This is a genomic window from Jeongeupia naejangsanensis, assembly GCF_016865585.1.
Taxonomy (GTDB): Bacteria; Pseudomonadota; Gammaproteobacteria; order Burkholderiales; family Chitinibacteraceae; genus Jeongeupia; species Jeongeupia naejangsanensis.
This window is the reverse complement of record NZ_JAESND010000003.1, coordinates 142,257-162,695: the sequence shown is the minus strand read 5'-3', so window position 1 is coordinate 162,695 and position 20,439 is coordinate 142,257. Positions and strand designations below refer to the sequence as shown.

20 protein-coding genes are annotated in these 20,439 nt (G+C 65.7%); 13 read left to right on the top strand and 7 right to left on the bottom strand.

Going from position 1 to position 20,439, the window contains the following annotated elements:
• Positions 1 to 3 precede the first annotated feature (3 nt).
• The 9 genes from cpaB to JMJ54_RS08445 are packed head-to-tail and all read left to right on the top strand — an operon-like array spanning position 4 to position 8,819.
• Positions 4 to 876 carry a Flp pilus assembly protein CpaB gene (cpaB, locus tag JMJ54_RS08485; protein ID WP_203537775.1) on the top strand — a complete coding sequence of 291 codons (873 nt, stop codon included), beginning with the start codon at positions 4 to 6 and terminating at the stop codon, positions 874 to 876.
• Positions 857 to 2,170, top strand: a complete 1,314-nt coding sequence (locus tag JMJ54_RS08480; protein WP_203537773.1) for a type II and III secretion system protein family protein — start codon at positions 857 to 859, stop codon at positions 2,168 to 2,170. The genes cpaB and JMJ54_RS08480 overlap by 20 nt, the downstream gene beginning before the upstream one ends.
• The gene (locus JMJ54_RS08475; protein WP_203537772.1) at positions 2,167 to 3,396 is read left to right on the top strand and encodes a CpaE/TadZ family protein; all 1,230 of its coding nucleotides are present in this window, start codon (positions 2,167 to 2,169) and stop codon (positions 3,394 to 3,396) included. Before JMJ54_RS08480 ends, JMJ54_RS08475 begins: the two co-directional genes overlap by 4 nt.
• Positions 3,393 to 4,646: a TadA family conjugal transfer-associated ATPase gene (locus JMJ54_RS08470; protein WP_203537770.1), complete on the top strand. Its 1,254-nt coding sequence runs from the start codon at positions 3,393 to 3,395 to the stop codon at positions 4,644 to 4,646. The genes JMJ54_RS08475 and JMJ54_RS08470 overlap by 4 nt, the downstream gene beginning before the upstream one ends.
• Positions 4,639 to 5,517: a type II secretion system F family protein gene (locus JMJ54_RS08465; protein WP_203537768.1), complete on the top strand. Its 879-nt coding sequence runs from the start codon at positions 4,639 to 4,641 to the stop codon at positions 5,515 to 5,517. The genes JMJ54_RS08470 and JMJ54_RS08465 overlap by 8 nt, the downstream gene beginning before the upstream one ends.
• 10 nt (positions 5,518 to 5,527) lie before the next feature.
• Positions 5,528 to 6,430 carry a type II secretion system F family protein gene (locus tag JMJ54_RS08460; RefSeq protein WP_203537766.1) on the top strand — a complete coding sequence of 301 codons (903 nt, stop codon included), beginning with the start codon at positions 5,528 to 5,530 and terminating at the stop codon, positions 6,428 to 6,430.
• Positions 6,430 to 7,137 carry a tetratricopeptide repeat protein gene (locus JMJ54_RS08455; protein ID WP_203537764.1) on the top strand — a complete coding sequence of 236 codons (708 nt, stop codon included), beginning with the start codon at positions 6,430 to 6,432 and terminating at the stop codon, positions 7,135 to 7,137. Before JMJ54_RS08460 ends, JMJ54_RS08455 begins: the two co-directional genes overlap by 1 nt.
• A 9-nt stretch (positions 7,138 to 7,146) precedes the next feature.
• Positions 7,147 to 7,389, top strand: coding sequence for a DUF3613 domain-containing protein (locus JMJ54_RS08450; protein WP_203537762.1), 243 nt, complete (start codon positions 7,147 to 7,149; stop codon positions 7,387 to 7,389).
• Positions 7,390 to 7,391: 2 nt separating this feature from the next.
• The gene (locus tag JMJ54_RS08445; protein ID WP_203537760.1) at positions 7,392 to 8,819 is read left to right on the top strand and encodes a pilus assembly protein TadG-related protein; all 1,428 of its coding nucleotides are present in this window, start codon (positions 7,392 to 7,394) and stop codon (positions 8,817 to 8,819) included.
• On the opposite strand, the gene JMJ54_RS08440 is transcribed toward JMJ54_RS08445, so the two are convergent.
• Positions 8,820 to 10,106, bottom strand: a complete 1,287-nt coding sequence (locus tag JMJ54_RS08440) for a DUF3422 family protein (protein WP_203537758.1) — start codon at positions 10,104 to 10,106, stop codon at positions 8,820 to 8,822.
• Positions 10,107 to 10,581: 475 nt separating this feature from the next.
• Here JMJ54_RS08440 and JMJ54_RS08435 point away from each other — a divergent pair, with 475 nt between their 5' ends.
• Entirely contained in the window at positions 10,582 to 11,214 is a 633-nt protein-coding gene (locus JMJ54_RS08435) for a tetratricopeptide repeat protein (RefSeq protein ID WP_203537756.1), read from the top strand.
• 4 nt (positions 11,215 to 11,218) lie between these two features.
• Here the strand turns inward: JMJ54_RS08435 and JMJ54_RS08430 are convergent, their stop codons facing one another.
• Positions 11,219 to 12,115, bottom strand: coding sequence for a helix-turn-helix domain-containing protein (locus JMJ54_RS08430; RefSeq protein ID WP_203537754.1), 897 nt, complete (start codon positions 12,113 to 12,115; stop codon positions 11,219 to 11,221).
• Between the two features lie 308 nt (positions 12,116 to 12,423).
• Positions 12,424 to 13,632, bottom strand: coding sequence for an aspartate aminotransferase type Ic (locus JMJ54_RS08425; protein WP_203537752.1), 1,209 nt, complete (start codon positions 13,630 to 13,632; stop codon positions 12,424 to 12,426).
• A 179-nt stretch (positions 13,633 to 13,811) separates the two neighbouring features.
• Here JMJ54_RS08425 and JMJ54_RS08420 point away from each other — a divergent pair, with 179 nt between their 5' ends.
• Positions 13,812 to 14,351 (top strand): YaeQ family protein, encoded by a 540-nt coding sequence (locus JMJ54_RS08420; protein WP_203537750.1) that lies wholly within the window; start codon positions 13,812 to 13,814, stop codon positions 14,349 to 14,351.
• A gap of 16 nt (positions 14,352 to 14,367) precedes the next feature.
• On the opposite strand, the gene JMJ54_RS08415 is transcribed toward JMJ54_RS08420, so the two are convergent.
• A complete protein-coding gene (locus JMJ54_RS08415) occupies positions 14,368 to 15,171 on the bottom strand; it encodes a polysaccharide deacetylase family protein (protein ID WP_203537748.1) in 804 nt (267 codons plus the stop codon).
• Between the two features lie 129 nt (positions 15,172 to 15,300).
• Positions 15,301 to 16,194 carry a LysR family transcriptional regulator gene (locus tag JMJ54_RS08410; protein WP_203537746.1) on the bottom strand — a complete coding sequence of 298 codons (894 nt, stop codon included), beginning with the start codon at positions 16,192 to 16,194 and terminating at the stop codon, positions 15,301 to 15,303.
• A 96-nt stretch (positions 16,195 to 16,290) separates the two neighbouring features.
• Between JMJ54_RS08410 and JMJ54_RS08405 the strand changes: the two genes are divergently transcribed.
• Positions 16,291 to 17,187, top strand: a complete 897-nt coding sequence (locus JMJ54_RS08405; protein WP_203537744.1) for a DMT family transporter — start codon at positions 16,291 to 16,293, stop codon at positions 17,185 to 17,187.
• A 6-nt stretch (positions 17,188 to 17,193) separates the two neighbouring features.
• On the opposite strand, the gene JMJ54_RS08400 is transcribed toward JMJ54_RS08405, so the two are convergent.
• Complete coding sequence (locus JMJ54_RS08400; protein WP_203537742.1) at positions 17,194 to 17,502, bottom strand: cupin domain-containing protein; 309 nt, start codon at positions 17,500 to 17,502, stop codon at positions 17,194 to 17,196.
• A 139-nt stretch (positions 17,503 to 17,641) separates the two neighbouring features.
• Positions 17,642 to 18,088, bottom strand: a complete 447-nt coding sequence (locus JMJ54_RS08395) for a YaiI/YqxD family protein (protein ID WP_203537740.1) — start codon at positions 18,086 to 18,088, stop codon at positions 17,642 to 17,644.
• 144 nt (positions 18,089 to 18,232) lie between these two features.
• Here JMJ54_RS08395 and JMJ54_RS08390 point away from each other — a divergent pair, with 144 nt between their 5' ends.
• Positions 18,233 to 20,437, top strand: coding sequence for a YgiQ family radical SAM protein (locus JMJ54_RS08390; RefSeq protein ID WP_203537738.1), 2,205 nt, complete (start codon positions 18,233 to 18,235; stop codon positions 20,435 to 20,437).
• Positions 20,438 to 20,439 lie beyond the last annotated feature (2 nt).

Here is a 20,439-nt window from a genome sequence, read left to right as displayed (position 1 = left end):
CGCATGTCGACCCGACTCAAACGCACCGCCTACGGCCTTGGTGCAGCCGGCCTCGCACTGATGGGTTTTGCGCTGGGCGCCCGCTGGTCTTCGAACAACAAGCCCCAAGCCGGCCCGGCGCCGCTGTATACCGTCGTCCAGGCGAGCGTCAACCTGACCCCAGGACAACCCGTCGCGGTAGAGCAGGTCCGCGCCAGCCGCCAAAGCGTTCCCGTCTCCGGTGCTTTGACCACGGCAGAAGCCGTGGCTGGTCGGCTACCGGCACACAGCATCAGTGCAGGCACCGTACTCACGGAAGCCGACTTTTCGGTCCCGGGCTTCGCGGAAATGCTGGCCCCCGACGAGCGGGCGCTTGCCCTGGCTGTCGACGAGGTGAAGGCCGTTGGCAACCGGCTACAGCCGGGCGACCGGGTCGACGTCTACCTTGCACTTCGCCGCGACGACCAGGAGGTGCTGCACAGCGCAGCCAACCGTCTGTTGACCGACATTCGCGTACTGGCATTCGGCCCCAAGGCCATCGGCGCAAAAAACGACCCTGCCATACCGGGCAGCAGCGATGGCGGCCAGAACGACAAGGCGCGCTCGGCGGTCCTCGCCATTCCTGCGACCGCCGTCGGTGACCTGATCCTTGGCCAGCAGCACGGCCAACTGACACTCGTTCTGCGCGCACCGGGCGCCAATACCGACGACGTTGCCGTGCGCACCGTCTCCGAACTGGCCGGCACGCCCGCCGGCGCAGTACCGCTACGCACGGTCGCTCCGCCTCCGGTGAGGCAGGTTGCGACTGCCGAGCGAATCGCACCGCCCAAGGTCACGCAACAAGCAGCCAACAACGAATCCGGCGTGGAGGTGATCCGTGGCAAGGGACAACAGTAAGGGACTGATGATCGCCTGCGCCGGGCTCGGCCTGATCGCCACCGTGGCACAAGCAGAGAACACGAGCGGCACATTGCGCATACACGTGGGCGACATGCAGGTCGTGCCCATCCAGAAGCTGCAGCGTGTCGCCGTCGCCGACCCGTCGATTGCCGATGTGCAGATCCCCAAGCAACGGGACAGCCTGCTGGTCGACGGCCGCAAGCCGGGCGAGACGACGATTCTGCTCTGGCAGCAAGGCCAGTCACAGCCGCAGCGCATCAGCGTCAAGGTGGCCGCCCGTGCGCCGGTCGACGCCAGCCCCGGCATCAACTGGCACAGCGAAGGCGCCCGGCAAACACTCGATGGCGAAATCGACGACGTGGCCCGGCACAGCCAGTTTGTCGGCGGACTCGGCAAAGGCGTCGACGACCGGACGGTCCTGCCTTCCGGCGGTGCGGTACAGGTCGACATTCGCGTGGTCGAGTTCTCGCGCCACACCCTTGCTGCGGTGGGCCTCAACCTCAGCGTACTGAAAACCAGCTCGGGCTTTTCCTTCGGCTCGTTCACACCGGGCACGCTCAACAAGGTGACCTCCAACGGCGACTTGCTGAACTTCGACAGCAGCACGCCGATCTCCTCGGCGTTCAACCTGATCGCCCGCAAGGTGACCGGCAACTGGGACATCACCGGTGCGCTGAGCCTGCTCGAATCGAACGGCTACGTGCAGGTGCTGGCCGAACCGAGCCTCGTCGCACTCTCCGGTCAGACCGCCACCTTTCTCGCAGGCGGCGAGTTGCCGATCCCGGTCGCGCAAACGCTCGGCACCGTGTCGATCGAATGGAAGAAGTTCGGTATCGGTCTGGCGTTTTCGCCGACAGTGATCAACAAGCAACGCATCGCGTTGAAGGTGGCCCCCGAAGCCAGCGAACTCGATTACTCGCGCGCCATCCTGCTCAACGGCACCGCCGTACCGTCGGTGGTCACGCGACGTGCCGACACCACGGTCGAGCTCGGCGATGGCGAGAGCTTCGTCATCGGCGGCCTGGTGTCGCGCAATCTGCGCAAGAACGTCGACAAGGTCCCCGGACTCGGCGACATCCCGATTCTCGGCGCATTCTTCAAGCGGCTCGAAGACGAACGCGAAGACCGCGAACTGCTGATCGTCGTCACGCCGCATCTGGTGTCGCCGATTGCCCACGATGCGAACAAGCCGCCGCTCCCCGGCGACAACAGCGGCATCAACACCTCGATCTGGAAGCTCTGGCTGCTCGGCCTCGGCAAGGATCGTCAGCTCACGGGGTTCTCGCAATGAACATGGCCCAATCACCACTCGGTTCGCCCATCGGCAACGGCGCGCACACCTTCCTGCTTTATTCCAGCGACACGCTGCTGGCCGACCGGCTCGATCGCGCGCTGGTCGCGCTCGGCGTGGTGCTGTCACGGCACGGCGACGTCGGCGACCTGATTCGCGAAATCAGCCTGCTCGGGCCCGATGCAGTGCTGCTGGTATTCGACGAGCACAGCCCGCAATCGCACGACGCCGCCAAGCAGCTGGCCGAGTTCTATCCTGCATTGGCACTGATCGGCGTCGGCACGCCGACCGAAGCGGCAATGCACGCCGCACTCAAGGCCGGCGTCGAGGAATTCATCGACGTCGGCAACCTCGCGCTGGCCAGCAGCATCGTTTACGACACGCTGTGCCAGCACGACGACGGCCAGCCACAGCAGAACGGCTGCCCGATGATCGCCCTCGTCGGCGCCCGCCAGGGCATGGGGACCAGCAGCGTGGCCACCGAACTGGCACTGCGCGTCAAGGCCAAGCTCGGCGACGGTGAAGTCCTGCTGCTCGATTGCGGCTCGCCGGTCCGCGATTGCAGCCTGTATCTCGGGCTTGAACCCGAACTCGACATGCTCGGGGCCATCCACAACCTGGCCCGGTTCGACCGGATGATGCTGCAAACGGCGTTTTCACGTCACGCGCAAGGTCTGGCCGTGCTGCCTCTGCCGGTCAGCGCGGAAGAACGTGGCGAAATCGGCGCTGCCGATGCACTACGGCTGTTCCGCATCCTGCGGTCCTACTTCAAGGTCGTGGTCGTCGACCTGGGCTTCAGCCCTGACCCACTGCTGTCGCAGCACCTTGTCCGCAGCGCCGACACGGTGCTGCTGGTGTGCGAGCAAGGCATCAGCGGCCTGAAGGCCAGCCTTGACTACCTGAGCCAGTGCGAGGCCGCCGGATTCGGCACGTCGAACTGGCGGGTCGTGGTCAACCGCTATGCCGGTGATCGCGTCGTCAATGCGGAACATCTGGCGCACCGTTTCGGCCTGCCGCTGGCCGCCGTGCTGCCACACGATGCCGCCGCCCTCAACGATGCCCAAAGCTTCGGCAAGCCGCTGTCGACGCAAGGCAAACTCGGCCGCGAACTCGATCATCTGGCCAGCCAGCTGCTGAGTGAACTGGGTCTGGGTAGCACCGACAAACATGGCGAAACGCTGGGTCTGCGGCTGTCTCGCCTCTTCGTGAAGCCGGAAACCGCATGAGCGCACCGACTGGCGGCTTTCTCGGCAGCCCGGAGTTCGAGCGCATCCAGTACGCGGCGCACGACTTCCTGATCGACCGGATCACCGAACTGGGCAGCAGCTTTGCAGACTGGCCACGCGACCGGCTGATTCGCGTCGTCCGCCAGGAAGTCGGCCTGTTTGTCGCCAGCCGCCAGATCGCGATCAACGAGCGCGAAGTCACCGCCATCGCCGATGCGCTGATCAAGGAACTGGTCGGCTACGGGCCGATCGAGGACCTGCTGAACGATGCTGCGGTCGAAGACATCCTGATCAACGGGCCGCACTCGATCGTGGTCTCGCGTCGTGGCGTACTGACGAACGAACCGGTCCGTTTCCGCGACAACGAACATCTGGTCGGCTTCCTGCGCCGGCTGCTTGCCCCCCTCGGACGCCGGCTCGACGAATCCAGCCCGATGGTCGACGCCCGCCTGCCCGGTGGCGGCCGCCTCAACGCCATCATTCCGCCGCTTGCCGTCGATGGCGCCGCCGTATCGATCCGCAAGTTCCACAGCGGCTTCTACACCGGTGACCGCATGGTCGAGGTCGGCGCCCTTTCACCGGAACTGCTCGACTTTCTGGCCTATGCCGTTCGCCAGCGCTGCAATCTGCTGGTGATCGGCGCCACCAGCAGCGGCAAGACGTCGATGCTGAACGTGCTGTCGAACTACATTCCGAGCGGCGAGCGCGTCATCACCATCGAAGACACCGCCGAACTCGATCTGCAGCATCCGCACGTCGTCAAGCTGGAGAGCCGTCCCGGCGGCTACGAAGGCGCGGGGCAGATCACCATTCGTGATCTCGTCCGCAACAGTCTGCGCATGCGTCCCGACCGCATCGTCGTCGGCGAGGTACGCGGTGCCGAAGTACTCGAAATGCTGCAGGCGATGAGTACCGGTCACGACGGTTCGATGGGTACGCTGCATGCCAGCTCGGCGCTCGATGCGCTGTACCGGCTGGAAATGCTCGCCGGCTTTGCCGGCTTTGCCGGCAGCGACCTGAGTCTGCGCCGGCAGGTCGCCAGCGCCGTCGACCTGATCGTCCAGGTCGGCCGTCTGGCCGACGGCAGCCGGCGCATGCTCAGCGTCACCGAGCTGACCGGCATGAACCAGGACATGGTCGCCATGCAGGAGCTGTTCCGGTTCTCGTCATCGCCGACGCCCCGATGGATACGCACCGACGCCCGCATCAGCAACAGCAAGCTGGCGCCGTGGGAGCGCATTCATGCTTAGCCTGCTCGTCCTTGCCGCCGTACTCTGCCTGATTGGCGCGGGAATCTGTCTCTGGATCATCGCGCGCCGCGAACGCGAGCTGCAAATGCGGCTCGCACGCCACGCCAGACAGGATGATCCTTCGCTGTCCCACCCGAGTGCCCTGGCACGCTGGCAACTCTGGCTGTTGGCCCGGCGAGACGAGCTGCCACGCTACTGGGGCATCTGGTTGCTGTTGCCCCTGGTGGCCAGTCTGGTCGCACTGCGCCTGTTGGGCGGACCGGCCGGCGCAATCGCGGCAGCAGCGATGCTGGCCCTGCTGGCCGGGCTGCAAGCCTACCGGGCAGCCCGGCAGCGGCAGCGCGCCGTCCTGCAACTGCCGGCGCTGCTCGACGGTCTGGCACGGCTCGCCTCGGTCGGCCACAGCCTGCCGCTGGCCTTTGGCAAGGTACTGGACGACACCCCCCAGCCGCTGGTCGCGATGCTGCAACGCGCACAAGCGCTGCATTCGGCCGGGATCGAGCTCGACGCGGCGCTGCGGCAAGTGGCTGCACTGTACAAGATTTCCGAATTCGATCTGCTGGCCGCGGCCATGAAGGTCGCCATGCACTACGGCGGGCAACCGGAAAAGCTCGTCAACCGCATTGCCACGGTGCTGCAGGCACGGCAGGCCGCGCACGAAGAACTGCTGGCACTGACGTCGGAGGTCCGGCTGTCGGCCTGGGTGCTGGGCATCGCCCCCATGGCCATCGGCCTGGTGATGGGAACACTGAATCAGGATTACATGAGCGTGCTGTTCCGAGACCCGACCGGACAACGCATGTTGATGGTCGTGCTGGCCCTGCAGCTTGCCGGCGCCTTTTTCCTCTACAGGCTGGCCAAGCGCGTTTAGGAGACCGGACATGCTCAGCGTCATTTTCCTGCTCGCCTGGGTTTTCATCGTACTGGCCGTTGTACTGACCGGTTTCGTACTGGTTCGTGATCTGCGCACCGAACGCCAGTTGTTCCTGCGCTTGCCCATCGGCCCCGCGCCAGCGCAATCCGAGCGCCGCTCCCGGCTCAGCCGGCTGGCGCGCCGTCTGGTGCAGGACCCGCATGCGCTGCGTCACACGCAGCCAACGCGCAAGCTGTTGTCGGCTGCAGGTTTCCGCAACGAGGCCGACTACTACAACTACCTCGTGTTCCGCATCGCCCTGCCGGTCCTGCTCGGTGCACTCACGGTGGCAGTCCTTGGCTTGCAGCACAGCTTCGCCCTGATCGGCACCGCAGCCGCAACGATCGTCGGCATTCTGTTGCCGGAGCGGCTGCTGCGCATTCGTGTGCGCCAGCGCGTCGCTGCCGCCGGCAAGGAACTCCTGCTGCTGATCGACCTGCTGCGCATGCTGCAAGGATCGGGCATGGGTGTCGGCCAATCGCTGCTTGTCGTCGCCGAAGAGTTCCGGCTGGTACTGCCGGTCCTTGCGCCGGAGATCGCACTCGCCAATCAGCGCTATCAGGGCGGACGGGATCGGCGCGAATCGCTGGAGCCACTCGCCACGCTGTTCGAGTCGCCCGATTTTTCGGCACTGGCCCAACTGATGGACCGGCTGGAGCGCTATGGCGGCGCGGCCGAAGAACCGCTGGCCAAGTTCGGTGAGCGCCTGCTCGAACAGCAGCGCATGCAGCTGAAAACGCTGATCGGCCAGCTGACCGTCAAGATGACCGGGGTCATGGTGCTGTTCATGTTCCCGGCACTGTTCATCCTGCTGGCCGGCCCCGGCATGCTGTCGCTGGTCCAGACCCTACAACACGCGGGAGGCCGCTGATGATCCGTCCCACCCTTGCACTTGCCGCCCTCACCCTGGCCGCCTGCGCGCAGAACCCGCAACAGGCGCAACGGCAGATGCTCGACGAGCAGGCCAAGCTCGCCACCACCCCCGCGCCCGGCAAAAACGCCGATGCCCGTGGCACCTATGTGGCGCTGGTCTCGACGCTGCTCGACCAGAACTCGAACTACGCCGCGCTCTCGCATCTGGATGCACTGGAAGGCAAGTATGGCTCGGATGCGCAGACCCAATTGCTGCGTGCCCGCGCCGAACGCGCAACCGGCAAGACCGATGCTGCCCAGCGCAACTACGAACAGCTGTTGCAAGGGCCGCAACGTTCGGCCGCCGAGCACGGTCTGGCGCTGATCTATGCCGGCCGGCAACAGTGGGATCAGGCCCGTCGCTACTTCGATGCGGCCAGCCGTGATGCCCCGACCAATCCCTTCATCTGGAACGATCTGGGCTATCTGGCGCTGATGCGCGGGGATTGGGATACCGCCGCCCAGGCGCTGTCGCGCGCAGTCGAACTGTCCCCCAGCGAACCGCGTTTCCGCGCCAATCTCGCACTCTACCGCCAGCTCAGCACCGGCTCGGCCGACCCCGACATTCCCGCCGATGTAGCTCAGCGCATCCAGGGCGAAGCACGCCAATGGCAACAACCGGGTGGCGGCCTGCAACTTGCACAGACGCTCAGCCCCACGCCCTAGGAGACACCGATGAAATACTGGACACTGTTCGTTCTGCTTGCCTCGGCAAGCACGCTGGCAGCCGAGGCCGAGTACCACATTGGCGATGCCACCCGCGCCTGGCTGGCCCTGCAAGTCAGCGGCGAATCGGCATCGCCACTGCCGGCGCGCTCCGAAGAAGCGGTCAAGGCCTACCAGCGCTACCAGAAAAGCTTCGAAACACCGATGCCGGGCGTCGACGTCGAATCGGTCAAAACCTCCGGAAGACAGTAAGCATGAAACGGCAACGGGGCAGCATCGCCATCGCAATGGGCGGCATCCTGTTGCTGGGCATCGTTGCCCTCGGTGCGCTGGACATCGGCCGGCTTTACGTCGAGCGCCGCCAGTTGCAGAGCATCGCCGACTTTGCAGCCACCTCGGCGGCACAGTACATGTCGGTCGCGCCACTGACCGCTGCGCAAAGCAGCGCAGCCCAGAACGGTCTGGTGGCGCCCAGAACGTTGAGTTGCTTTACCGGCCGCTGGGCATCGACTTCGCCCAACACGCTCAGCAGCCCTGCCGCCTGTACCGCCAGTCCGGCAGCCAGCGGCAGCAACGCCGTGCGTATCGTTGCCAGCAACCCCGCGTTCACCATGCTGTTCCTGCCCGGCACACAGGCTGTGCAGGCTGAGGCAATCGCCATGCCGGCGCAGCCTTATGCATCGTTCATGCTCGGCAGCGCGCTGCTTGAACTCGATACCAGCGCTGCAGCACTGGCGAATCTGAACAGCGTACTTACTGGTCTTGGAGTCACCATTCCTTTGACGCTGGCTGACAACAACGCGCTGGTTGCATCACAGCTCAAGATCGGCAGCCTGATGACGCAAGTCGGCGCTGCCAGCATGGATCAACTGCTGGCAACCACGCTGACCTATAACCAGTTCCAGACCGCAGTGGTCAACGCGATGACCATGGACGGCCAGTCCGGCGCAACGCTTAACGCAGCCAACAAGCTGATCAGCGCCTCGCTGGGTTCGACTGCGGTCAAGATCGGAGACCTGCTCAATCTGGCGCTGCTCGACGCCAGCTCCGCCGTCCAGTTGCGTGCCGGCGACCTGCTGATGTCCGGTCTGCAACTGGCGCAAAAGAACAAGGGAGTAGCGGTGCTGGGCGTCAATATCGGCGTCGGCATCATCAAGCTCGCCAGCATCAACGCCACGCTGGTCAAGCCCGCCGTCTATGCAGCCGGCAGGCCGGGTTACAAGCCCGATGGCACCCCCTATACAAAGGCGGTAGGCAACCAGTCAACGCTGCAGGTTCAGGCGTTGTCTTTGCTCGGCATCACCGTACTCAACATCAGTGTTGCAGTCGCCCCGGCTACTGCGACACTGACCAAGGTTCGTTGCAACGGAAACAAAACCGACGTAGAGCTTGCCGTTACCACCTCCGGCGCGCAGGTGTGCACCTGGTTGCTTGGCTTGCCGGTCTGTACACCGATCGCTGCTGGCGCGGGCACCGTCGATTTCACGGTCGCCCAAGACGGCAGCATCGCAGCCCCCAATCCCGCCAAGGTCGGCGCCAGTCAGTTGCTGGGTATTCCGCTGCCTGGCGTCGATGCGATCTTGCTGGGGCTGCTCGAAGCCTTGGGCGTCAAGCTCGGCATCGCCGAGGTCAAGCTCATCAGCGCCAAATGCGCCAATACCGTCGCCAACATCACTTTCTGATCATCCCTCGTGCATCAGCGCCTTGCGCATCCGTCGCAGCCCCAGCGCCACCATCAACGCAACAACCGGAATCGCGATGCCGGTCGCCAGCTCCGGGTTGACGTGGACGCCGATGGTTTTCAGTCCCTTGGCCGCATAGCCGACGAGGCCGACGGTGTAATAGGTGATCGCCGCAACCGACAACCCTTCCACCGTTTCCTGCAACCGCAGTTGCAGGTGGGCGCGTTTGTCCATCGACTCGAGCAGCGCCTGATTCTGCTTCTCGTGGGTGATGTCGACGCGGGTACGCAGTAATGACGACGCACGCGCCACCCGTGCCGCGAGTACCCGCTGGCGTCGGGCGACCGATTCGCAGGTTTCCATTGCCGGGCCGAGGCGGCGTTCGACGAACTCGTGGAAGGGCTGCACACCCTGGATGCGCAGTTCGCGCAGTTCGCCGACACGCCGGCGCACCAGTTCGTAGTACGCATGCGCAGCCGAGAAGCGGTAGTCGGTCAGCGACAGCGCGCTCTCGATCCGTGCAGCCAGTTTAGTCAGCCGGTCGAGCAGGGCCGGCTCGTCGTCCTGCCGCGCGCTCGACATCGCCGTGGTCAGTTCCGCAAGTTCGCGGTCGGCGTCGGTCAGTTCGGGCGAAATGCTTTTGGCAACCGGCAGCGCCAGAAACGCCAGCATCCGGTAGGTGTCGATCTCGAACAGCCGCTGCAGCATCCGTCCGGCCTGACGCCGGCCCATGCTGTGGTCGATGACCAGATAACGCGAAAAACCGTCAGCATGGATGCGGAAATCGGTGCAGGCAGTCCCGCTGCCCTCGCCGATCTGCGCGCCGATCAGGTCGTGACCGTCGAAGTAGCGCGCGCTGATCTCCTCCAGCGGCACCGGCAGGTCGACGTCGGCCAGCAGCACGGCATGCGTTGCCAGCAGCACATTACCCGGCAGCTGGGCCAGCCAGTCGGGCGGCAGCAGTTCCAGCGCGTTGCCGGAGAACGCTTCACCGGCGGCGCCAAAGCGCGAAAACGTGAACGACGAGAATTCGGTGTGCCGCGCCCACTTGAAGCGCAGCGGGCCAAGATCAACCGAGAAATTCACCTGGCTCGCCTCGGGCGCGTCGACCTCGAACCATGCGCACAGCTCGCCGATGAGCCAGCGCTCCTGCTCGGCCGAGACGTTGCGGTTCAGAAAGGCGATGTAGCTGAGCTGCCCCGGCGTGGCCGCCGGTTCGAACGGCCGGGCGTGTGCCTCGTCGTTCAACAGCCTGCGCTGCGGATACTCGTTGAGCTTGATGTGCATGATCACCCTTCGTTCTGGCTATCCGGCGATCATAACGCCGACGGGATGACGCTGGTGCAACGCAGCAAACGGTGATTCCCCTATTGCGTCGGGCGCAATGCCGCAGTCATTCGCCAACGTGCCCGTGCTTTTGACAAGGCGCGCGTGGCGGCCTGCAGCGCTCGGCGGTTCGCTGCCAGCAAATGGTCAGCCTTGCCCCGCCGGCACGACAGACAGAATGAAGCGAAATGCGCCCCTGCCGACCGCCGGTCTTGCCGGGCCCCGCCGCCACCAAACCGGGCTGCGGCGCCCTCGGCGGGCTGCATAGACTGGATCAAGCACGTACGCTCCCGCCCCGATCAGACCGGTCCGCATGTGTTTGCGATGCCGCGCAGGGCCGACACCGCCCGTCAGTCACAAGATTGCTGCCTCACCGCCCCTGCCGTCGCTTAGCGACCTGCAGGCAGCCGCGGCACCACGCCGCTTGGGGGTCGAGATGCGTCTTTTACTCATGCTGTCATTCTGTTCAGCCATCGCCGCAGCAAGCGGCGCCGGCATGGAAGCCTACCGTCGCGGCGATGTTGCGGAAGCGGCGCGTCAGTTCCAGGCCGCCGCCCGAGCCGGTGATGTCCACGCCCAGTACAACACCGCCATGCTGCTGCTCAACGGCGAGGGCATCGCCCGCGACGATGCGGTGGCTGCGCGCTGGCTGCGCTTTGCCGCCGAATCGGGCTCGGCGCCGGCACAGTTCGCACTGGGGCGTTTGTACGAACTCGGCCGTGGCGTCCCGCGCTCGCTGAGCGAGGCTACGCGCTGGTTCGAACTCGCTGCACGTCAGGGCCATATCGAGGCACAGGTCAATCTGGCGACCCAGTACTTCCTCGGCCGCGGCGCACCGCTAGACATGCGCCGCGCGGCGCGCTGGTACGAACGCGCCGCGAAGGGCGGCGACATCGGCGCCCAGTACATCGTCGCAACGCTGTACGAACGCGGTGACGGCGTACCCCGCGATCTGGCGCAAGCCTGGCACTGGTATCGTGCCGCGGCACTGCAGGGCGATCCGGCCGCGGCGATCCGCGCCCGCGCGCTCGGTCAGCGCATCGTCGACCGGGCGCAGCTTCCGGATTAGCCGTTCAGTTCATCCAGCACTCGCGCTGCCGGTACGCGCCGGGCGAGAGGCCGGTCACGGTACGGAAAGTGCGACTGAAATGGCTGGGGTTGTCGTAACCGACCTTGGCCATCACGTCGCCGACCGGGATCAGCGTGTCGCGCAGCAGCTGCGATGCCGCGCGCATCCGCAGCGCGACCACGTAGGCGCGCACGCTGTTGCCGGTATGGGCGCGGAAGCCCTCGTTGAGCGTCGTCCGGTTGCAACCGGTGATCCGTGCCAGCGCGTCGACGGTAAACGACTCGGCGTAATGGTCGTGCACCCACTGCAGTGCCCGGGCGATGCGCGCGTCGGCGGGCAGCAAGGGCGCCGGATCGCTCGCCTCCCACGCGGCACGCAGGCCGAACAGCAGCGCGATCCACGCCGCGCGCGCCCGGCACGGCCAGCGGACATCGTCCTGATGCGTCAGCAGCGTTCGCATCTGCGTCAGTGTCGCGGCAGTCTGGCCGGCCAGCGCCGGCGACAGGGCAACGCAGCGGCGCAATGGCGAGGTACTGATGAAGGGATCGAGCACGTCGGCATCCTGCATCGCCGTGCCGACATAGCTGCCCGCGCGCAGTGCTGCCGGTTCGAAGGCATCGTTGACGACACCCGGATGGAAGACGACGCTTTCGCAGCGCAGGCCGCGTGCCGCATCGAACGTCGGCCGCAAGGCTTCGTCGAGCAGCAGGACGGTCGGTGCGGCGACGAGCTGACTGGCGCCGCCGATATCGACACGGGCCGAGCCGGCCGAGACGAAGCAGAACGCGAAACGGTCGACATCGCCGGGCGGCGGCGGCGGGCCGTCATGCACCGCCATCGCCATCAGACGCGGGCCGAGATAATGCCGGATGCCGGCAGTCCAGAGCGGGGAAGTATCCATGCCGGAAGCATAATCCGCCTTCCCGGTCGCCGCGACCGCGTCCGTCGCCGCTTGGCGCGCAGCGCAACACCGGCAAACCCGATGCGCCGGGCCCAGCCGGTTCGTACGCGCAAAGAAAAACCGCCGCCGGGTGAGCCGGGCGGCGGTTTCGTTATTTAGCGCAAAATCCGCACAGGTCGGTGAGCGAGCCCGAGCAGGTCACGTTCGCCCGAAGCGCAGAAACCGGAATGGACGTGGAGTCCATGAGGATTTCGAGCATCGGACGGGCGTGGGATGCGCAGGCGCAGCCGCCGGACTGCGTGGATTTTTTAGCGGCCGATCGCGAGGCGCAACGCCAGCGCAATGCCTTCGGCCGCCTGGGCGATTTCCTTCAGCGACGGGAAGCTCGGCGCGATGCGGATGTGCGCGTCCTTCGGGTCCTTGCCGTACGGGAACGCCGCGCCGGCCGGGGTCAGCGTGATGCCGGCGGCCTTGGCGAGTTCGATGGTCTGCTTGGCAAAACCGTTCGGCGTCACCAGATCGATGAAGTAGCCGCCCTTCGGGTAGGTCCAGCTCACGCCCTCGACACCGCCGAGCACGGCTTCGAACTGTGCCAGTACCGCGTCGAACTTCGGCGCGAGGATGTCGCGATGCTTGACCATCAGCGCCTCGACGCCGGCGCGGTCCTTGAGGAAGCGCACGTGACGGAGCTGGTTGACCTTGTCCGGACCGATGCTGCGGATGCCCGACTTCTTGGTCCACCACGCGACGTTGTCGGTCGAGCTGGCCAGCGCGGCCAGACCGGCACCGGCGAACGTGACCTTCGAGGTCGACGCGAACACCCAGGCGCGGTTCGGGTTGCCGGCGGCGGCGCAGGCATCGATGACGCCGGCGCTGACGATGTTTTCTTCGGTCAGGTGGTGGAAGCGGTAAGCGTCGTCCCACATCAGGATGAAGTCCGGCGCAGCGGTCTTCATTGCGGCCAGACGGCGGATGGTTTCATCCGAGTACACCACGCCACCCGGGTTGCTGTACTTCGGCACGTTCCACATGCCCTTGATGCTGGCGTCCGACGCGACGAGGCGCTCGACTTCGTCCATGTCCGGGCCGTTGTCGGTCATCGCGACATTGATCATGCGGATGCCCAGCGCTTCGCAGATGCCGAAGTGGCGGTCGTAGCCCGGTACCGGGCAGATGAAGGCCGGCGACTGGCCTGCCCACGGCGCGTGGCCCGGCTGGCCGTAGACCATGCTGTAGATCAGTACGTCGTGCATCAGCGACAGGCTGGCGCTGCCTTCGACGACGACCTGGCCGGCCGGCACGTCGAGCAGGCTGGCGAACAGCGCGCGCGCTTCGGCGACGCCACCGCCGTAGTTGCGGGTGTCGGTGCCGTCGGCGGTCTTGAAACCGTCGAGCGCGTCGAGCAGCGGCAGCGACAGATCGAGCTGCTCCGGTGCCGGCTTGCCGCGCGACATGTCGAGTTTGAGACCGAGTTCCTTGAACGCCTGATACTTCGCCTGCACATCCGCCAGATTCATTGCTTGCCCCACGGGTTGAGATACCGGACAACCGTCGTCCGTGAAAAAACACGATTTTATGCCGATTTCCGGGGAACCGCATCCGCCGGCTGGCTCCCCGGCGGCCCTTTTCTCGCCGATTCGTTTGCGCTGGACTAAACTGTTGCGCCTTTTCCCTCATTCCACCACACGGAACCGCCATGGCGCTCAAGGCCACGATCTACAAAGCCGAACTCAATATCGCCGATATGGATCGCGGTTATTACGAGACGCATGCCCTCACCGTCGCCCAGCATCCGTCGGAAACGCCGGAACGGCTGATGCTGCGTCTGGTGGCGTTTGCACGCCACGCCAGCGATACCATGGCCTTCGGCAAGGGCATCAGCGATGACGAGGAACCGGCGCTGTGGCAGAAGAACCTCGTCGACGAGATCGAGGTGATGATCGAGCTGGGCCAGCCCGACGAAAAGCGCATCCGCCGCGCCGCGCAACGTGCCGGCGAAGCCTGGGTCTACGCCTACGGCGGCCCGCGTTTTGCCGATACCTGGTGGGCGCCGATGGCCGGCGGCTTCAGCCGTTTCGACAATCTGCACGTGCTGGCGATCGACAACGACACGCTGACCGCACTCGGCGCGATGGCCGAGCGGACGATGCGCCTGCAGGTGACGATCCAGGACGGCCAGCTCTGGCTCAACGACGAAAAGACCACACTGCTGGTCGAGTTCGACACGCTGAAGTAAGCGCGCTACCGCAACCTCAGCCCGGCTGGTCCAGATACGCCGGCGTGCCGATCAGCCGGTCGACGGTGACGAATTCGTAGCCCTGCTTTTTCAGCACCGGAATCAGCATGTCGACCGCCTCGACCGTGCCGGCCCGGTTGCCGCCGCCGTCATGCATCAGCACGATCGCTTCCGGGTGCACATGGTTGAGCACCGTGTTGTACAGCGCATTCGCCGCACCGAGCTGCCGCGCGACATACCAGTCCTGCGTATCGATCGACCACAGGATCAGCTTCTGTCGCTGGGCGGTGAGCTGCGCAATCTGGTTGTCGTCGATGAAACCGTAGGGCGGACGCAGCAGCGCCGGAACGACGCCGAGCTTGTCCTTGAAAATGCGCTGGGTGCGGCCGAACTGCGCGCCCCACAGCTGCGCCGGGGTCAGCCCGGTCAGGTACGGGTGGTCGTAGCTGTGATTGGCGATGGTGTGCCCCGCCTTCAGCGCCGCGCGCGCCGGCTCGGGGGACGCCTCCACCTGATTGCCGAGAAAGAAGAACGTTGCCTTGACCTGATGCTTGTCGAGCACCTTCAGCAAGGCCGTCGTGTAACTGCTCGGGCCGTCGTCGAAGGTCAGCGCAATGCGCCTGGTGTTGTGCAGGCCTTCGAGATAATACGTGCCGCGATAGCGCGCAGCCTGATCTTCCAGCCGTTTCAGCGGCACCTGATTCCAGCCCTCGATGAAACCGGTGCGCACCTTCTGCACCGGCTTTTCGTCGGCCGGTATAGGCGCGGCGCCAACGGAAGCGGCCAGCGTCAAACCCAGTACGGACAGCAAGATGTTCATCGTCACCTCCTCGCAGACACGCTGTGACTCTAGGCGCCGGGCGCCGTCACCGCGATGCGCCGATGACAATCATGCTGTGCGTTTTGGCAATGTCCGCCGGCCGTCCCGGCGCAGCGATGACCACCGCGCCTAATGCGTGGCGTCGTTCAGCCGCACCACCAGTTCCTCGATGTAGCGGCGCATCGCCTGCACCCTGCGGCTGGCCTTGAGGTCGCGGTGGTAGACGATCCACAGGTCGCGCCCGGCCGGTTCGGGCGTGCCGGGCAGCGCTTCCAGCAGCGGATCGGCACCGCCGAGAAAATGCGGCAGCATCACCAGCCCGAGCCCCGAGCAGGCTGCGGCGTACTGTGCCTGCAGGTTGTTGGCGCGCAGCAGCGGCTCGCGGCCGCCGTATTGCGCGATCAGCCAGTTGCCCATCGAGTAATCCCCCCAGGATTCGTCCCAGCTCAGGTAGGGCATGGTGCGCCAGTCCGGATGTGCGGCCACCAGCACCGGCGTGGCGTACAGGCCGAAGCGCACCTTGCCGAGCGGATGCGCGATGTAGTCGGCGCCGACGATGGCCGAGCCGGGCTCCATCATCCGCAGCGCCAGATCGGCCTCGCGCCGGTTCAGGTCGGCGAGGTGGCGGCTGACGACCAGCTCGACCTGCGCCCGGGGGTGCTGCGCGACAAAGCCGGCAAGATTCGGTGCGAGCAGGTGGTTGCCCAGCGTCTCCGATGTCGCGACCTTGATCAGCCCCGAGACCTCTCCACCGTCGAGCCGGCCGCGGCTGCGCTCGACCGCCTGCGTCGCGCGCTCGACCTCGGCCACCTGCCCGAACAGCGCACTGCCCTCGTCGGTCAGCAGGTAACCGCGCTGCTGACGCATGAACAGCCGCACGCCGAGCCTTGCCTCGAGCGCATCGACATGGCGTGACACCGTCGACGCACTGGTGCCCAGCGCCTGCGCGGCCGGCGTCAGCCCGCCACCACGCGCGACGGCAAGAAAGAACTTCAGGTCGTTCCAGTCGAGATCATTTTCCATATCCGGAAAACTGTTTTCCAAACTCTCAAAAATCGTTGCGATTACGGAAAATTATACTCAAAGCATCGATCACATGACGTTGCCCGGAGTCCCGCCATGCGCACCACCTATCTCAAACTGGCGCTGACTGCCTTCTTCTGGGGGGCGGTTTTCCATCTGGCCAAGTACGCGGTCGGCCACCTGTCGCCGCTGGCGATCGCCAGCTGGCGCTTCCTCTCCGCCGGCGTGCTGCTGGTGCCGCTGGTGTACTGGCGCGAAGGGCTGGACTGGGCCGGGCTGCGCCGCAATGCGCTGCCGTTGCTGGCGATGGCGGCGGTCGGCATCTGCGGCTTTAATATCGCGCTGTTTTACGGCCTGCACTGGACGTCACCGGTCAACGGTGCGCTGATCATCGCACTGAGCCCGGCACTGACCGTGATGCTGTCGGCGCTGCTGAACCGCGATGCAGTCAGCGCGCGCCAGCTGGGCGGCCTCGCGCTCGGGCTGGCGGGCGTCGCAACCGTCGTCAGCCACGGCTCGCTGGCGGCGCTGCTGGCGCTGTTGTTCACGCCGGGTGACGTGCTGGTATTCGGCGGCGCGCTGGCGATGGCCATCTACTCGACGATTCCCCGCCGCTTCGTTCGCGGTCTGGCGCCGCTGCAGGTGTCGGCGGCCACGGTCGGCCTCGGCGGCCTGCTGATGGGCGCCATCGCCCAGTTCGCCAGCCCGGATTTCTACACGGTGCCGCCAGCCGGCGTGGTTGCGGCGATCGCAGTGATGAGCGTCTTCGGCTCGGTACTGGCCTATATGTGGTGGAACGACGGCGTGGCAAAGCTCGGCGCGGCCAGGACGGCAATGTTCATGAATCTGGTGCCGATCTTCGCCGCGCTGATCGGCGTCGCCCTCGGCCAGCCGCTCAGCGGCGCCCAGCTGGCCGGCGCCGTGCTGGTCATCGGCGGCGTCGCACTGGCATCGGGCCGGCCGGCAGCACCGGTGCCCCGCCCGGCACACTAGTTGCGTTCAGAAAAACACCGCCAGCCACACCGTCGCCGCCGCCGTGTACGTGACCCGGTGGCGACGGTGCGGTGCGATCAGCACGTGATCGCCGACGCCGAGTTCGGTGTCCGCATTCTCGTCCTCGAAACGCAACCGTGCGCTGCCTTGCAGCACGACGACCCACTCGGACTCGGTCTGGTCGTACCAGAAGCCTTCGGGCGAGGTCTGGCCGTTCGACACGATCCGCTCGATCCGCACCGGGCCGGCGCCGGCCAGTGTTTCGAACAGCTCGTCGGGCAGGTCGCGGGGAATGTCCGCAAACAGATTTGGCATCTTGAATTCCCGTTCAAAGCAGCGCCGCTGACAAAACGCAGCGCAGCGGTGCTGGCAAGGCGTGCGAAGCGCAGACAGTACACACAGGTACGGCAAGCGAGCACAACGCAGCCAGCAGCGTTTTGTCAGCAGCGTTTTGTCAGCGGCGTTTCGCCAGCCAGGTGTCGAGCGCCCGGCCGAAAGCCTGCCGGTCACCCTGGTTCAGCGCCGAATGCCCGCCGGTCTCGACGCCCGAATCGCGCAGCCCCTGCATGAAGTCGCGCAGCGACAGCCGCTCGCGGATGTTCTCCAGCGTCATCCGTTCGCCACGCGGGTCGAGCACCTGCGCGCCCTTGGCGATCACGTCGGCGGCCAGCGGAATGTCGGCGGTGATGACCAGATCGCCGGCCGCGACACGCGCGACGATCTCGTTGTCGGCCACGTCGAAACCCTTGGGTACCTGCAGTGCGGCGATCCACTTCGACGGCGGCACGCTCAGCAACTGGTTGGCGACGAAAACGGTACGAATCTGCGCACGCTCGGCGGCACGGCAGAGGATTTCGCGGATGACCTTGGGGCAGGCGTCGGCGTCGACCCAGATTTGCATGACGGCATCCTTGACGGATCGTGGGTGGAAAGCCGGTCATTTTACCCTGCCGTCCAGCGCTATCCCGATGAAAAACAAGAAAAATTCCGGATTAATCACGGCGAAATCTGCGAAAATGGCCGATTAGCCAGATTGCCGGTCATCATGAATTCCGTTCCAACGCCGATTTTCGATTACGCCCCCCAGCGCCGCACCAAGCCGGCGCCGTTCCTGCCGATGAGCCGCGCCGAAATGGCTGCGCTCGGCTGGGACGAGTGCGACGTGATCCTGGTGACCGGCGACTGCTACATCGACCACCCGAGCTTCGGCATGGCGCTGGTCGGCCGGCTGCTCGAATCGCAGGGTTACAAGGTCGGCATCATCAGCCAGCCCGAGTGGGACAGCGCCGAGCCGTTCAAGGCGCTGGGCAAGCCGAGGCTGTTCTTCGGCATCACCGCCGGCAACATGGATTCGATGATCAACCGCTACACCGCCGACAAGCGCCCGCGTTCGGACGACGCATACACGCCCGACGCAGTCGCCGGCCGCCGGCCCGACCGCGCGGTGACGGTGTATTCGCAGCGCTGCCGCGAGGCCTTCCCGGGCGTGCAGATCATGGTCGGCTCGATCGAGGCCAGCCTGCGCCGGATCGCCCAGTACGACTACTGGAGCGACAAGGTTCGCCAGTCGGCGATCGTCTACGCCAAGGCCGACATCCTGCTGTACGGCAACGCCGAACGCGCGCTGGTCGAAGTCACCCACCGCGCCGCCGCCGGCGAAAAGCTCAAGGACATGCGCGACATCCGCGGCACGGCCTTCATGACCGGCCACGGCTGGATGCCGGCGCGCGACTGGCACGTGCTCGACTCGACCACCGTCGACACCCCGGGCCGCGTCGATCCGCATCCCGATCCGTACGCGATGGAAGAAGAAAAACAGGCCAGCGCAGCCTGTGAAACCGGCGGCGACGCCGATGCGCCCAAACCCATCCGCCTCGTCAGCAAGGCCGAGCGCATCGCCGCCAAGCAGGCCGAACGGCAGAAAACCGTGGTGCGGATTCCGGCCTACGAGGCCGTCGCGCACGACCCGGTGCTGTACGCGCACGCCAGCCGTACGCTGCATCTGGAATCCAACCCCGGCAACGCCCGCGCGCTGGTGCAGCAGCACGGCGAACGCGATGTGTGGATGAACGCGCCGCCGGTGCCTTTGACCACGCCGGAGATGGACTACGTCTACGGCCTGCCGTACGCACGCAATCCGCACCCGAGCTACGGCAAGGCGCACATCCCGGCGTGGGAGATGATCCGCTTCTCGATCAACATCATGCGCGGCTGTTTCGGCGGCTGTACCTTCTGCTCGATCACCGAGCACGAAGGCCGCATCATCCAGAGCCGTTCGGAGCAATCGATCCTGACCGAGATCGAGGAAATCCGCGACAAGACCGACGGCTTCAAGGGCCACATTTCCGACCTCGGCGGCCCGACCGCGAACATGTACCGGCTGGCGTGCAAGGACGAAAAGATCGAGCACAGCTGCCGACGTTTGAGCTGCGTCTACCCGGGCATCTGCGAGAACCTCAACACGGATCACAGCCACCTGATCCAGCTGTACCGCAAGGCGCGGGCGATTCCAGGCGTGAAGAAGATCACCATCGGCTCGGGCCTGCGTTACGACATCGCGGTCGAATCGCCCGAGTACATCAAGGAACTGGTGACCCACCATGTCAGCGGCTACCTGAAGATCGCGCCCGAGCACACCGAGGACGCGCCGCTCAGCAAGATGATGAAGCCGGGCATCGGCGCGTTCGAGAACTTCAAGCGCCTGTTCGAGAAGTACAGCAAGGAAGCCGGCAAGCAGCAGTATCTGATCCCGTACTTCATCGCCGCCCACCCGGGCACGGCCGACGAGGACATGCTGAATCTGGCACTGTGGCTGAAGAAGAACAACTTCAAGCCCGACCAGGTGCAGGCGTTCACGCCGACGCCGATGGCGCTGGCGACGACGATGTGGCACACCCGCCGCAACCCGCTGAAGAAACTCGGCCGCAGCTCGGAAAAGGTCGACGTGATCCGCGACGGCTATCGCCGCAAGCTGCACAAGGCCTTCCTGCGTTTCCACGATCCGGAAAACTGGCCGATCCTGCGCGAAGCGCTGATCAATATGGGTCGCGCCGACCTGATCGGCAACGCGCCGCATCACCTGATTCCGCGTGAAGCGGCCGGAGAAAAACGCAGCCATGCCGCACCGCGTGGCGCCCAGCCGGTACCGCAGGCCGCCAAACCGCGCGCCCCGGCCGGGGCACGCAAGGTCGTGCTGCCGGGTCAGGGCAAGGGCAAGAAAACCCACGGCAAGGCGCGCAGCGGCCGCTGATG

Bases quoted from the DNA above. Each gene is read 5' to 3' on its own strand.
- JMJ54_RS08405 (WP_203537744.1), top strand. From the start codon at position 16,291: ATGCGCACCACCTATCTCAAACTGGCGCTGACTGCCTTCTTCTGGGGG.
- JMJ54_RS08435 (WP_203537756.1), top strand. From the start codon at position 10,582: ATGCGTCTTTTACTCATGCTGTCATTCTGTTCAGCCATCGCCGCAGCA.
- JMJ54_RS08420 (WP_203537750.1), top strand. From the start codon at position 13,812: ATGGCGCTCAAGGCCACGATCTACAAAGCCGAACTCAATATCGCCGAT.
- JMJ54_RS08400 (WP_203537742.1), bottom strand. From the start codon at position 17,502: ATGCCAAATCTGTTTGCGGACATTCCCCGCGACCTGCCCGACGAGCTG.
- cpaB (WP_203537775.1), top strand. From the start codon at position 4: ATGTCGACCCGACTCAAACGCACCGCCTACGGCCTTGGTGCAGCCGGC.
- JMJ54_RS08440 (WP_203537758.1), bottom strand. From the start codon at position 10,106: ATGCACATCAAGCTCAACGAGTATCCGCAGCGCAGGCTGTTGAACGAC.
- JMJ54_RS08470 (WP_203537770.1), top strand. From the start codon at position 3,393: ATGAGCGCACCGACTGGCGGCTTTCTCGGCAGCCCGGAGTTCGAGCGC.
- JMJ54_RS08445 (WP_203537760.1), top strand. From the start codon at position 7,392: ATGAAACGGCAACGGGGCAGCATCGCCATCGCAATGGGCGGCATCCTG.
- JMJ54_RS08455 (WP_203537764.1), top strand. From the start codon at position 6,430: ATGATCCGTCCCACCCTTGCACTTGCCGCCCTCACCCTGGCCGCCTGC.
- JMJ54_RS08465 (WP_203537768.1), top strand. From the start codon at position 4,639: ATGCTTAGCCTGCTCGTCCTTGCCGCCGTACTCTGCCTGATTGGCGCG.
- JMJ54_RS08450 (WP_203537762.1), top strand. From the start codon at position 7,147: ATGAAATACTGGACACTGTTCGTTCTGCTTGCCTCGGCAAGCACGCTG.
- JMJ54_RS08395 (WP_203537740.1), bottom strand. From the start codon at position 18,088: ATGCAAATCTGGGTCGACGCCGACGCCTGCCCCAAGGTCATCCGCGAA.
- JMJ54_RS08390 (WP_203537738.1), top strand. From the start codon at position 18,233: ATGAATTCCGTTCCAACGCCGATTTTCGATTACGCCCCCCAGCGCCGC.
- JMJ54_RS08460 (WP_203537766.1), top strand. From the start codon at position 5,528: ATGCTCAGCGTCATTTTCCTGCTCGCCTGGGTTTTCATCGTACTGGCC.
- JMJ54_RS08415 (WP_203537748.1), bottom strand. From the start codon at position 15,171: ATGAACATCTTGCTGTCCGTACTGGGTTTGACGCTGGCCGCTTCCGTT.
- JMJ54_RS08475 (WP_203537772.1), top strand. From the start codon at position 2,167: ATGAACATGGCCCAATCACCACTCGGTTCGCCCATCGGCAACGGCGCG.
- JMJ54_RS08425 (WP_203537752.1), bottom strand. From the start codon at position 13,632: ATGAATCTGGCGGATGTGCAGGCGAAGTATCAGGCGTTCAAGGAACTC.
- JMJ54_RS08410 (WP_203537746.1), bottom strand. From the start codon at position 16,194: ATGGAAAATGATCTCGACTGGAACGACCTGAAGTTCTTTCTTGCCGTC.
- JMJ54_RS08430 (WP_203537754.1), bottom strand. From the start codon at position 12,115: ATGGATACTTCCCCGCTCTGGACTGCCGGCATCCGGCATTATCTCGGC.